13 protein-coding genes are annotated in these 12,148 nt (G+C 64.8%); 5 read left to right on the top strand and 8 right to left on the bottom strand.

Features of this window, described 5'->3' with window-relative positions; all coding sequences use genetic code 11:
• Positions 1–100: 100 nt before the first annotated feature.
• The 4 genes from I6F33_RS11280 to I6F33_RS11265 all read right to left on the bottom strand — a co-directional run bounded on the left by I6F33_RS11280 (position 101) and on the right by I6F33_RS11265 (position 3,656).
• Positions 101–880 carry a 2-keto-4-pentenoate hydratase gene (locus tag I6F33_RS11280; RefSeq protein ID WP_036043766.1) on the bottom strand — a complete coding sequence of 260 codons (780 nt, stop codon included), beginning with the start codon at positions 878–880 and terminating at the stop codon, positions 101–103.
• 82 nt (positions 881–962) lie between these two features.
• Positions 963–1,982, bottom strand: a complete 1,020-nt coding sequence (locus tag I6F33_RS11275) for an aldehyde reductase (RefSeq protein WP_225142503.1) — start codon at positions 1,980–1,982, stop codon at positions 963–965.
• A gap of 479 nt (positions 1,983–2,461) precedes the next feature.
• On the bottom strand, positions 2,462–2,827 hold the full coding sequence (gene dksA / locus I6F33_RS11270; protein WP_085966600.1) for an RNA polymerase-binding protein DksA: 366 nt from the start codon (positions 2,825–2,827) through the stop codon (positions 2,462–2,464).
• A gap of 217 nt (positions 2,828–3,044) precedes the next feature.
• A complete protein-coding gene (locus I6F33_RS11265; RefSeq protein ID WP_225142501.1) occupies positions 3,045–3,656 on the bottom strand; it encodes an NAD(P)-dependent oxidoreductase in 612 nt (203 codons plus the stop codon).
• A 163-nt stretch (positions 3,657–3,819) separates the two neighbouring features.
• Between I6F33_RS11265 and I6F33_RS11260 the strand changes: the two genes are divergently transcribed.
• The gene (locus I6F33_RS11260; protein ID WP_025037390.1) at positions 3,820–4,191 is read left to right on the top strand and encodes a helix-turn-helix domain-containing protein; all 372 of its coding nucleotides are present in this window, start codon (positions 3,820–3,822) and stop codon (positions 4,189–4,191) included.
• A 12-nt stretch (positions 4,192–4,203) separates the two neighbouring features.
• On the opposite strand, the gene I6F33_RS11255 is transcribed toward I6F33_RS11260, so the two are convergent.
• A complete protein-coding gene (locus tag I6F33_RS11255) occupies positions 4,204–4,617 on the bottom strand; it encodes a flagellar assembly protein FliX (RefSeq protein WP_036027923.1) in 414 nt (137 codons plus the stop codon).
• A gap of 283 nt (positions 4,618–4,900) precedes the next feature.
• On the opposite strand from I6F33_RS11255, the gene I6F33_RS11250 reads away from it, so the two are divergent.
• From I6F33_RS11250 to I6F33_RS11235, 4 genes are all read left to right on the top strand, one after another.
• On the top strand, positions 4,901–6,025 hold the full coding sequence (locus I6F33_RS11250; RefSeq protein WP_036027924.1) for a flagellar basal body P-ring protein FlgI: 1,125 nt from the start codon (positions 4,901–4,903) through the stop codon (positions 6,023–6,025).
• Entirely contained in the window at positions 6,025–6,393 is a 369-nt protein-coding gene (flgJ, locus tag I6F33_RS11245; protein ID WP_036013115.1) for a flagellar assembly peptidoglycan hydrolase FlgJ, read from the top strand. The genes I6F33_RS11250 and flgJ overlap by 1 nt, the downstream gene beginning before the upstream one ends.
• 11 nt (positions 6,394–6,404) lie before the next feature.
• Entirely contained in the window at positions 6,405–6,902 is a 498-nt protein-coding gene (locus I6F33_RS11240) for a hypothetical protein (protein ID WP_036013118.1), read from the top strand.
• A 158-nt stretch (positions 6,903–7,060) separates the two neighbouring features.
• Positions 7,061–7,420, top strand: a complete 360-nt coding sequence (locus I6F33_RS11235) for a hypothetical protein (RefSeq protein ID WP_036027927.1) — start codon at positions 7,061–7,063, stop codon at positions 7,418–7,420.
• A 157-nt stretch (positions 7,421–7,577) separates the two neighbouring features.
• On the opposite strand, the gene flaF is transcribed toward I6F33_RS11235, so the two are convergent.
• From flaF to I6F33_RS11220, 3 genes are all read right to left on the bottom strand, one after another.
• Positions 7,578–7,946 (bottom strand): flagellar biosynthesis regulator FlaF, encoded by a 369-nt coding sequence (gene flaF, locus I6F33_RS11230; protein WP_018642830.1) that lies wholly within the window; start codon positions 7,944–7,946, stop codon positions 7,578–7,580.
• A 294-nt stretch (positions 7,947–8,240) separates the two neighbouring features.
• Entirely contained in the window at positions 8,241–10,535 is a 2,295-nt protein-coding gene (locus I6F33_RS11225) for a DUF1522 domain-containing protein (protein ID WP_036043756.1), read from the bottom strand.
• A 220-nt stretch (positions 10,536–10,755) separates the two neighbouring features.
• The coding region (locus tag I6F33_RS11220; protein WP_225142499.1) for a DUF1522 domain-containing protein at positions 10,756–12,148 on the bottom strand (1,393 nt) is incomplete at its 5' end.

Raw genomic sequence — 12,148 nt, 5'->3', positions numbered from 1 at the left:
CGATCCAGTATTCCGAGACGTCAGTGGTTAAATTGATTCTGCGCGGCGTACTGGATTCCTCGCCTTCGCGGGGAATGACTGCGGAGAGGACCAATGCCCCTCACGTAAACTCCGCCTCCACCACGCCGAGCCCGTCCAGCTCCATCCGCACCTTGTCGCCGGCCTTCAGCCACAGCGTCTTCACCAGGCTGCCGGTGAGCACGAGCTGCCCCGCGTGCAGCCCCTTGCCCTCGGCGGCGAGATGGTTGGCCAGCCAGGCGAGCGCGTTGTGGGGATGGCCGAGCACGTCCGCACCGGTGCCGTGGCTGACCTCCTCGCCGTTGACGATGGCGCGGCCCTTGACCGCCTTGAGGTCCGGCACCGACGAGCGCGGGACCGATGGGCCCAGCACGCAGCCGGCGGCAAAGAAATCGTCGGCGATCAAGGTCGGCGCGCCCATCGTCTCCCATTTCACGTAGCGATCGTCGACGATCTCGATCGCGGGGTGATAGGACTCGACCGCCTCGCCGACCCATTCGGCCGTGAAGGGCGCTTCGCCGGCGGCAAGGTCCCGCTTCAGCCGCACCGCGATCTCGCATTCGACGCCGACGCGGACATAATTGGAGGCGGCGAGCTTGGCGCCGCTGTCATGGACGCCCTTCTGGAACACGCCGCCGCCGCAAGGGTGCGGGATGCCGATATAGTCCTGCATCACCTGGCTGGTGCAGCCGATCTTGTAGCCGACGAGCGGGCCGACATGCGGCAGCAGCAGATCGTGCAGGGTGCGCTGGACCTGATAGCCCTCGGCTTCGTCCGCAGGGGGCCGCTCCAGCGCCGCGAGCGGGGCGTGGTTGCGACGCGCCAGCGCGATCGCCTTTGCGGCTTCGAGAATCTTGTCCATCGGCGCCGCCTCCCACGCTACGCAGTCCAAGGCGGCACTTCAGCATCCCCGCCCCGGCCTGACAAGCGCGGGTGGCGTGCCCTCACCCCTTGACGAGGCCGAGCCGGATCAGGCTCTCGGCGGTCGCAAGGATCGCCTCCTCATTGGAGCGCGCCTGCCAGCCGAGCAGCGACTTGGCCTTGGCGCTGGTGGAATGCCTGATCATTCCGAGCATCGGCACGACCGCACGCAGCAGCAGAATCCGGCGGGCGGCCAGCCGCACCAGCCAGTCCGGCGCCTGGAGCCGCGGAACCCGGGGCCCGAGTTCCCGCCGCAGCACGCGGGCGATGTCGAGGATCGACATCGTCTCGCCGGAGACCGCGATGAAACGCTCGCCCTTCGCCTCCGGAGCAATCATCGCCCGCAGATGCAGCTCGGCGACGTCGCGGACGTCGACCACGCCGAAATAGACCCGCGGCACCGCCGGCATGGCACCGTCGAGCAGAGATCTGACGATCTCGATCGAGCCGGAAAAGTCCGGCCCCAGCACCGGCCCGAAAATACCGGCAGGGTTGATCACCGACAGCTCCAGCCCATTCCCCTCGCCCGCGACGAAATCCCAAGCCGCCCGCTCGGCCAGCGTCTTGGACTTGACGTAGGGTTGGCCGTCGACACCGGCGAGATTGGTCCATTCGGTCTCATCGAACGGCTTGTCGCGCGGCGGATGGCCATAGCCGATCGCGCCCAGCGACGAGGTGATGACGACTCTCTTGACACCGGCCGCGCGCGCGGCCCGGAGCACCCGGATCGTTCCGTCGCGGGCGGGGATGATCATCTCGTTCTCGTCCGTCGGGACGGTGGTCGAGAGCGGGGACGCCACGTGGAGAACGTAGTCGCAGCCCGCGACCGCCGCCTCCCAGCCGTCGTCCCGGGTCAGATCGGCGGTGACGAAGGCCACGCTCTCGGGCGTCGCCGCCCCGCCCTCGCGCAGCATGGCGAGCACATCGGCTTGGCGCTCCGGCCGTCGCACCGTCGTCCGCACGGCATGGCCGGCGGCCAGAAGTTGCAGGACGACATGGATGCCGACGAAGCCCGACCCGCCGGTGACCAGAACAGTGCTCATGACCCGCATTCCCCTCAAACTGGAGATCCTGTTTGCGCTGATGAACGGCGCGGTTCGTTTCAGCGCCTTGCGTCGATCGGCGGCATCACCCAGCACATGCTGACCACGCAGCTGCGCGAGCTCGAGCTTTTAAGGAAATATTGAGCTGGCCCAGGCTTAATGGGGATACCCGGCTTGGGACGTCGCAGCAGGCCTGATTGCAGCGATGCTTGATGCAGCTGGATCAGCGTCTCAACTTCAGAGTCGATCTCGTTGATGCGACTCGCAAAATCTCCCGCACCTGAAGTGAAGGCTGTTTCTCATCCGAACTCACGTGAGCTCGGAGCAATCCGGTCTAGCCCGTTGATCGCGATTCACTTTTCGCGATCGCGCTGTCGCCATGGTGGGCGCGACGGCAAGCTATGGGCAATATGCGGAGCATGGCGCGAAATGGCGCCCTGCGTCCAAAAACAAAGAGCCGCATCTCTGCGGCTCGGACCTTATTCGTCGCGATAGACCTTCTCGCGTTTCTCGTGACGCTCCTGCGCTTCCACCGAGAGCGTCGCGATGGGCCGGGCCTCGAGCCGCTTCAACGAGATCGGCTCGCCGGTTTCCTCGCAATAGCCGTAGGTGTTGTCCTCGATACGCTGGAGCGCGGCATCGATCTTGGCGATCAATTTGCGCTGGCGGTCGCGGGCGCGGAGTTCGATGGCACGGTCGGTTTCGGACGAGGCCCGATCGGCGAGATCGGGGTGGTTCACGTTCTCCTCCTGCAGAGCCTGCAGGGTGAGCTTGGATTCTTTGAGGATCTCATCCTTCCAGGCGAGGAGCTTCAAACGGAAGTACTCCTTCTGCCGGTCGTTCATGAAAGGCTCTTTGTCGGTCGGTCGGTAGTTTTTCAACTTTTCCAAGGGAGGCCTATCTTCTTAAGCAACGACTCGCGGACGGACCGGGGTCCGTTGAGCCGGGCCTTATATAGTGGCCTCCCGTGACAGACAATATTTCCCTCACCGCCCGATCCGCGCCCCCAAGCCCTTGCACAGGAAGGTTTATCCTTGAGGGCTTGGAGGCAGCTGGCCGCCGTTAATAGCCGACCGTGAAGCGCTGCTTCAGGTGGGCCGGCTTTTCGATCTCGTCGGCGAGCGCAATGGCGTAGTCGGCGAAGGTGATCCAGCTCTTGCCGTTCGCATCTGCGAGAAGCTGGTCGGTCCCGAGCCGGAACTTGCCGGTGCGCTCCCCCTCCTCGAACAGCGCCGAGGGCGAGATGAAGGTCCAATTCAGGTCCTTTTCCTGCCGCAGCAGGTCCAGGAAGGCCGAGCCCGCCTCCGCTTCGGCCTTGTATTGGGCCGGAAAATTGGGAGTCGTGACCAGCTTCACGCCCGGGGCAACCTCGAGGCTCCCGGCGCCGCCCACCACGAGGTAGCGACCGACCTTGGAGTCCTTCGCCGCACCGATCAGCTTGAGCGGATCACTGGCCAGGAAGTGCACGGAACTCACGGCGACGTCGTGACCGGCCCACAGCTTGCCGAGGCCCGCCTGGTCGAGCACATCCCCCTTGGTTGGCGTGACGTTCGGCAGGGCCGCAATCTTTTCCGGGTTCCGGGCGATGGCCGTGACCGTGTGGCCGCGGCGGGACAGTTCCCTGGTGATCTCCGACCCCGCCCGGCCCGAGGCACCGGCGACTGCGATTTTCATGGAAGGCTCCTTTGCGTCTCTGGTAACTGATAGAGACTAGATATCGCAAAGAATGCTGGTGTTAAGAGAGCACTTTGTGCTTACCTGATTACGCTGAGGTAACTGATCGCGTACAACCGGCACGCGGATGCCAAGCAACGGTATGGATTTCCGAGAAACGACGATGAAACCCGACGTCTACGCAGCGAACTGCCCCACCCGCCAAATCCTCGATCGCGTCGGCGACAAATGGGCGGTGCTGATCCTCTTGCTCCTGCGCGAGGAGCCGATGCGCTTCAATCAATTGCGCCGCACGATTGAAGGCATCTCGCAGAAGATGCTGAGCCAGGTGCTCAAGTCGCTCGAACGCGACGGCCTGATCAGGCGCCGCGCCATCGCGACCGTGCCAGTGACGGTGGAATATTCGATCACCCAGCTCGGCCTGACACTGGCGGCGGCTGTGGATCCCTTACGCGATTGGGCCGAGCAAAATCTGAAAGACGTGCTCGCCGCCCAGCGCCGCTATGATGCGCAGTTGAAGGAGGAAGCGGCGTAAGAGCCTCCGTGACTACGCCTGCCCGGCCTTCGCCAGTTCGACCTCGACCCGCAGCTCGATCTCGGAGAGCACCGCATCGAGACCGGCATCGCCTGAGGACGATTTCAGGTGGGCCGCCGCATCACGCAGCCGCATCACGGTCGAGGCGTCGAGATTGCCGGACAACAGGCCCATCTTGAGATCGTCGAGCACGTCGAGCGCAGTCCTGCCGCGGGCGACCGAGCGCTTGCGGCGCTCGACCGGATCCTCCTCGACACCCTGCAACGCTAGCAGCGCATCGATGTTGGCGGCCGCCTTCGGTGCGGCAGCGCTCCGCGTCTCCTGCGCAGATGAGGTGTCGGGCAGCACGAAACTGCCGGAGCCCGTCCGCTTGGCCTGGCTGGCCGGCGTGCCAAGCGTCGTACCGTTCGGTCCGTAGATGCGCATCGGAAAGAATCCGGGTGATCGATGCCTCACCTTCGCTGTCTTATGGTTAACGGGGCGTAAACGGCCCGGCAAAATCTGCCGACAGCCGGCAGTTTCGCTCCACAGGGCGAACCAGTGCTGACAGCGGTCGCAACAGATTTATTCAAGCTATTCAGCCACCTACCTCGCCATCAGGCGTTGGCACAGCGCTCGCAAGGAAAGCGCCGGACCAGCTCGTCATGGGAGTGTCGTGCAAGTCCTGTCCGATTTGAGGAGCCTTTTCTAGGGGCCTTGGGGAGCAGAGATGCCAGGCGTTCGTTGGGTGAGGATTGTTGGGTTGGCCTGCGCCGCGCTGTCGGCGCTGGCGCTGTCGGTCACCTCGGCGGCGGCGACCTCGCGCATCAAGGACCTCGCCAATATCGAGGGCGTGCGGCAGAACCAGCTCATCGGTTATGGCCTCGTCGTCGGCCTCAACGGCACCGGCGACACGCTCAACAACATCCCCTTCACCAAGCAGTCGCTGCAGGCGATGCTCGAGCGCATGGGCGTCAACATCCGCGGCGCCACCATCCGCACCGGCAACGTCGCCGCCGTCATGGTCACGGGCAACCTGCCGGCCTTCGCCACTCAGGGCACGCGCATGGACGTCACGGTGTCCGCGCTCGGCGACGCCAAGAACCTCCAGGGCGGCACCCTGCTGGTCACCCCCCTGCTCGGCGCCGACGGCAACGTCTATGCGGTGGCGCAGGGCTCGCTCGCGATCTCCGGCTTCCAGGCCGAGGGCGAGGCGGCCAAGATCGTGCGCGGCGTGCCAACGGTGGGACGCATCGCCAACGGCGCCATCATCGAGCGCGAGATCGAGTTCGCGCTCAACCGGCTGCCGAACGTCCGCCTGGCGCTGCGCAACCCCGACTTCACGACGGCCAAGCGCATCGCGGCCGCAATCAACGACTATCTCGGCGTCAAGACCGCCGAGCCGATCGATCCCTCGACGGTGCAGCTGTCGATCCCGCCCGAGTTCAAGGGCAACGTCGTCGCTTTCCTCACCGAGATCGAGCAGCTCCAGGTCGACCCTGATCTCGCCGCCAAGATCGTCATCGACGAACGCAGCGGCATCATCGTGATGGGCCGCGACGTCCGCGTCGCCACCGTCGCGGTGGCGCAGGGCAACCTCACGGTCACCATCTCCGAGAGCCCGCAAGTGAGCCAGCCCAATCCGCTGTCACGCGGCCGCACCGTGGTCGCGCCGCGCAGCAGCGTCACCGTCACCGAGGACGGCAAGAAGCTGGCGCTCGTCAAGGACGGCGTCTCGCTCCAGCAGCTCGTCGACGGCCTCAACGGCCTCGGCATCGGCCCCCGCGACATGATCAGCATCCTCCAGGCGATCAAGGCCGCCGGCGCCATCGAAGCCGACATCGAGGTGATGTGATGCAGACCAGCGCGATCAACACCCCTCGCCTCGCCACCAGTTCGGCCTTCTCGGTCGAGAGCCGGAACGGCCGGCCGGACTTCGAGCTCGCCGCCGCGCTGCAAAAGGTCTCGCCGCAGCAACAGGCCAAGGCCCAGAAGACCGCCACCGACTTCGAGGCAATGTTCCTCAACAGCATGTTCGCGCAGATGACCTCGGGCCTGAAAGGCGAAGGCCCGTTCGGCGACACGCCCGGCACCGGCGTATGGCGCTCGATGCTGACCGAGCAATATTCCAAGAACTTCGCCCAGGCCGGCGGCGTCGGCATCGCCAGCGACGTCTACCGTACCCTCATCCTGCAGCAGGCGAAAACGATCCGCACGGCATAAGGTCAAACGAGATGAACCATTTCAACGCCTCACGTCAGCCGATGCAGGCCCAGCGCCCGGGCAGCGCGCCCGTCAGCAGCGAGGCGCGCAAGCTCGCCGAAGGCCTAATGGACGCGATGAGCGCCCTGCTCGGATTGATCGAGCGCGAGACAGAGCTCGTCCGCGCCGGCAAGGTCCGCGAGGCGATGACGCTCGAGGGCAAGAAGCAGGAATTGTCGCGCAGCTACGTCAGCGCAGTCGGCCAGCTGAAAGCAAACCAGGACCAGCTCGCGAAGTCCGCGCCGGAGCTCCTCTCGACGCTGCATCGCCACCACGATGCGTTCCGCGCGATGCTCCAGGTCAATCTCACCGTGCTCGCGACCGCGCACGCGGTTTCCGAAAGCGTCGTGCGCGGCGTCAACGCCGAGATCCAGAAGCGCAACGTGCCGAACACCTATACCGCCGCCGGGCGCAGCGCAGCGCCAGGTCCGCGCCATATCACGCCGCTTGCGGTCAGCCGCTCGCTCTGAGCAGCACGAGAACAACCGACAATTTTAGGAAAAACCGCGCGGCGATGGCGTCGCGCGGTTAGGCACGTTTCCTTACCGGGTGTTCAGTCCTGGTGTTCCATGCTTGCGTGATTAGAGGGGTTGGGATTTGACTCACGTAAGGCAACCAGGAGGCTGCCATGAGTACAGATTTCAGCATCAGGCCGGTGGGGATCCCGGCCCCCGTGCAGATCGTACCGACGTCGAATTCGGCGGCGAACGAGGCTGTGCAAACTGATCTTCCGGTGAGGCAAACGGTCGCCGCGAGCGATACGAGCGCGCCGGTGCGCAATGATTTGCCGAACCACGAGAACATCTCGCGCCAGGTCGTGTTCGACCAGGCGGCCGCGTCCTTCGTCTTTCAGGTCGTCAACGACAAGACCGACACGGTGGTGAACCAGTTCCCTGACGAGGCGATGCTCCGCCGGCGTGCCTATTTCCACGCACTGGACATGAAGTCCGAGCCCTCGCGTCCGCTCAGCACGGATCTCAGCGCCTAACGATCACGCGATCGATGCCGATGTTTCTGCTCTGCGTCTGGCCGTCATCGGTCAGCGCGGAGTTCGCGTGCCGAGGCAAGACCACTGGCCGCGATCAGCTCCTGCCTAAATTGCGAGTTTCGCCGATGTGCTCGTGATGCGACCATCACGAATTCCGTCACGGCCGTCCGGACAGCCCTGCCGCGATATTGCGGTTGATCTCGATCAGCGGACGGAAGTGATCGAACTGCGGGCTCATCTGCAGCGCGGCGGTCTGGCTCAACACGAACACGCTGATGTTGGCGATCTTCTGCCGGACGTCGATCGGCTGCGGATTGCTGTCGCGCATCGCCTCGCTCAGGAAGATGGTCCAGAGCTTGCGGTTGAACATCAGGGCCTGCATGGTCTGCTCGCTGAGCGGATCGGCGTTGTTCACCGCGTCCTGGAGCTTGTTGGCGGCCTTGAGCAGAGTCTGCGCCTCGATGTCGCGAGGAGATGCGGTGGTGGTTGCAACACGCGCATAAGCCGAGGCAGCGGAATTCGACATCAATCACACCCTGGAGGTTACCTAGCGCGTTGTACGCGCTTAAGGATTTCTTTCCCAACCCTAGGCAGCACCGCTTAAGATTTGCTTACGTATCGTGCTTGGAAGTACTCCGCAGAATTACGGGGCACGGAGTCCTTCGTCAGCGCAACGCTAGATCTACGCACGCACGATGTAAACTCGCCTGGCGTGATCCGCGTCGATCTCGGCTAATCTCGACTTAGCGATCTTCCTCAAAAGAACGGCGGAGCATCAGCTCCGCCGCGTAATCTCGAATAGCGAAGTTGCGCTGCGGAATTAGCGGAGCAGTTGCAGCACGCTCTGTTGCGACTGGTTGGCCAGCGACAGCGCGGAGACCGCGATCGACTGGCGCGTCGACAGCGCCTGGCTGTTCGCCGCTTCCTCATTGGTGTCGGCAAGCGTCAGGTTGGCTGAGCCGGTCTGCAGCACGTTGATCAGGTTCTTGGAGAAGTCCTGACGCACCTGCACGATCGACAGGTTCGAACCGAGCGTGGAGCCTTGCGAACGCAACGTGCTCGAGGCCGCGTTCAGGCTGGCCAGCACCCTGTTGGTGGCACCGTTGTCGATGAAATCGACGCCGTTGACGAGATTGCTGAGACCGAGGCCCGCCGCATTGAACACCACGCCGTTGATGCTCAGCGTGGAGCTGCCGGTCTCGTTGAAGACCAGCTTCAGCGTGTCGCCATTGAGCAGGTTGACGCCGTTGAAGGAGGAGTCCTGCGAGGTCGTGTCGATCTGGGCCAGAATGTTGTTGAACTGGTTGACCAGGTTGGAGCGCGCGGTCTGCGCCACGGGATCCTGGACCGGCGGCTGCGCGGTGGTGAAGGCGAGAACGCCGGTGATCGTGCCGCCGACCGCGCCGCCCGCGATCGTCGAGCCGAGCGTCGAAGAGGCGTATTCATTGACGGTGGTCACCGTGAGCACGCCGTTGGCATCGATCGTGGCCGTCAGGTGATTGGCCTGAAGCTGCGCGTTGAGTTGGTCAAGCGTCTTGACGGTGCCGTTGGTGCCGTCGCCGAAGGTGACGTTGACAGGCGTGCCGCCGTTGAAGGAGGTGAAGGTCAGGGTCTTGCCGCTGATGCCGCCGACGCCCGAAGTGCGCGCCGCGGTGAAGGCCGTCGCCGTTCCCGTGTTGCCGCTGAGGCCGAAGGCGCTGAGCGCATTGCCGGTGCCGGTGATCGACAGGTCGGCATTGATGCCGGTCGAGAGCGCAAGCTGACCGCTGCTGTTGACCGACGACGGGATCTGGCCCGCGGTGGTCGAGATGGTTGCCGCGCCGTTGAAGATGCTGGCGGTCTTGACGCCGGTGGCGAGGTCGACCGCGTTAAGCAGATCGGTCAGCGTCGCGCTCTGGATGTAGACCGTCGAGTTACCGTTGCCGTCTGTGACGACGTTGCCGCTGACGCCATAGCCGGTGGCCACGCTCGCTGTCGATTGCGGCGTCTGCGCGTTCTTGAAGGTGATGGTCTTGCCGCCGATGTTCAGCGTCGAGCCGTCCTGGACCAGGGTGCCGAGCGAACCCGCGGTCGTCGAGCGGTTCGCGGTCACGTTCGCGTTGCCCGCGCCGGTCGCGGACGTCAGGCCGAGTGCTTTGAGGAAGTCGGCCTTGCCCGTCACGCTCAGATCGGCGCCGGTCGAACTCTTCAGCGTCACCGCGCCACCACCCGAGATGGACGATGCTACCTGAAGCGTGCCGACAGGGCCGGCCGAGCCGCTGACCGCGAATGTCGCCGCGCCTGCGCTGATGGTTGCGGTCTTGACGCCGCTGGCGAGGTCGATGGCGGTGAGGACGTCGTTGACGGTCGCTAGGGGCGCCGCCGCCGTTCCCTGATAAATGATCGAATTGCCGTTGCCATCGGTGGCGATGTGCCCGCTGGCGTCGAGGCCCCAGCCGGTCGGCTGGGCGCTCGGAGCAACGCCGGTGCGGAAGGTGATGGTCTTGCCGTTCACCGTGATGGTGTCGCCGTCCGCGGGCGGCGTGCCGAAGGTGGTCGATGCCGTGGTGCCGACCAGCGTCGCCGTGCCGGACAGCGCGGTGGTGCCGTCGGCCGCGAGCGCGGCCGTACCTGTGAAGGTGCCGGCGCTCGAACCGAGCGAGGCGCCGAGTGCGGCAGTTCCCGTGACCGGGGTCACGCCGCCGGCCGCGCCGGTATAGAGCACGTTGCTCTTCGCGGTCGCACTCGCATAGGAGGTCGTGCCGCGCAGGTCGGCCGGGGTCGCGCCGGGAATCGTGGTGGAGACGTTCGACTTGGTGGAATAGCCGACCGTGGTCTGCAGCGCCTGGTTGGCGATCGACTTGGCGCTGTCGATCAGTTTCTGCAGCGAGGTGATGCCTGTGTTGGCGGCCTGCAACACCTGGACGCCGTTATTGATGCCGTCGAGCAGGTTGCTGATGTCGCTCGCCCGGTTGTCCAGCCCCTGCGCCGTGAAGAAGTTGGTGGGATTGTCGAGCGCCGTGTTGACCTTCTTGCCGGTCGACAGCCGCTCCTGCGTCGTGGCCAGCAAGTCGGCCGTCGACTGCAGCGACAACAGGTTCTGGCGAACTGACGCCGAGAGAACGATGTTGGACATTGGCGAGTCTTCCTCTTGAACCGGATACGAATCGGCCGCGCGGGCTGGAAAGCCGGCCTTTTGTCCAGTTTTACGAGGTGTCCTTTAAAGTATGGTTAACGGCGGTTTAAGGGATAGGGTTAACCGCCGATGAACGCCCCTGCCCGCCCCCGGACGCAAAGAAAAAGCGGCGGGACCAAGGCCCCGCCGCTCGATTTTAGTCAGTGATTTCAGCCGCTTGTTAGCGGAGCAGCTGCAGCACGCTCTGCTGCGACGTGTTGGCCAGCGACAGCGCCGAGACCGCGATCGACTGGCGGGTCGACAGCGCCTGGCTGTTGGCCGCCTCGACATTGGTGTCGGCCAGCGTCAGGTTGGACGAGCCGGTCTGCAGCACGTTGATCAGGTTCTTGTTGAAGTCCTGACGGATCTGCACCACCGAGAGGTTCGAGCCGAGGCTCGAGGCCTGCGAGCGCAGCGTGCTCGATGCGGCGTTGAGGTTGGTCAGCACCCGGTTGGCGGCGGCGTTGTCGATGAAGTCGACGCCGACCGTCAGCGAGGCGAGGCCGAGACCCTTGGAATTGTAGGTCACGCCCGTGATGTTCAGGCTCGACTTGGCGGTCTCGTCGAACACCAGCTTGAGCTGGTCGCCGTTCAAGAGGTTGACGCCGTTGAACGAGGAGTCCTGCGCGGTGGTGTCGATCTGGTTCAGGATATTGTTGAACTGAGTCACCAGATTGGCACGCGCCGTCTGGGCAACGCCATCCTGGACGGGCGTGGAAGCCGTCGAGAAGGTCAGCGCCGAGGTCAGCGTGCCACCGATCCAACCGCCCGCCGCCGTCGAACCGAGCGTGGAGGACGCATAGTCGTTGGAGGCGGTGATGGTCAGCAGGCCGTTGGCGTCGATCGTTGCGGACAGGTTGTTGGCCTGCAGCTTGGTGTTGAGCTGATCGAGCGTCTTGACCGTGCCGTTGGTGCCGTCGCCGAAGGTGACGTTGACCGCCGTGCCGCCGTTGAAGGAGGTGAAGGTCAAGGTCTTGCCGGCGATGCCGCCGATGCCGGAGGTGCGGGCCGCGGTGAATGCGGTGGCGCTGCCGGTGTTGCCGGCGAGGCCGAACACGTTCAGCGCGTTGCCTGTGCCGGTGATCGACAGGTCGGCGTTGATGCCGGTGGCGATCTTGAGCTGGCCTGACGAGTTGATCGACGATTTCGACTGGCCCGAGGCGGCCGCAAACGTCGCGGTGCCGTTGGCTGCGATGGTCGCGGTCTGCACGCCGGTGGCAAGGTCGATCGCGTTCAGCACGTCGGCAACCGTGCCGGCCTGCAGATAGACGGTCGAATTGCCGTCGCCGTCGGTGACGACCGCACCGCTCGCGCCGTAGCCGCTGGCAACGGCCGGAGCACCGGCCGAGCCCGGGGTCGGCGCGTTCTTGAAGGTGATGACCTTGCCGTTGACGTTCAGCGTCGAACCGTCGGTGAGCGTCGCACCCAGCGAGGCTGCGCTGGTCGCGCGGTTGACGTTGACGGTGGCATTGCCGCCGCCGACCGACGAGGACACACCGAGCGCCTTGAGCAGGTCGGCGCGTCCGGTCACGGACAGATCAGCACCCGTGGAGCTCCTCAGCGTGACGGCGCCC

Origin of the sequence: Bradyrhizobium sp. BRP20 (assembly GCF_020194215.1) — a bacterium.
GTDB classification, from domain to species: domain Bacteria; phylum Pseudomonadota; class Alphaproteobacteria; order Rhizobiales; family Xanthobacteraceae; genus Bradyrhizobium; species Bradyrhizobium yuanmingense.
The sequence above is the reverse complement of the archived record's forward strand: the minus strand, read 5'-3'. Positions and strand labels throughout refer to the sequence as shown.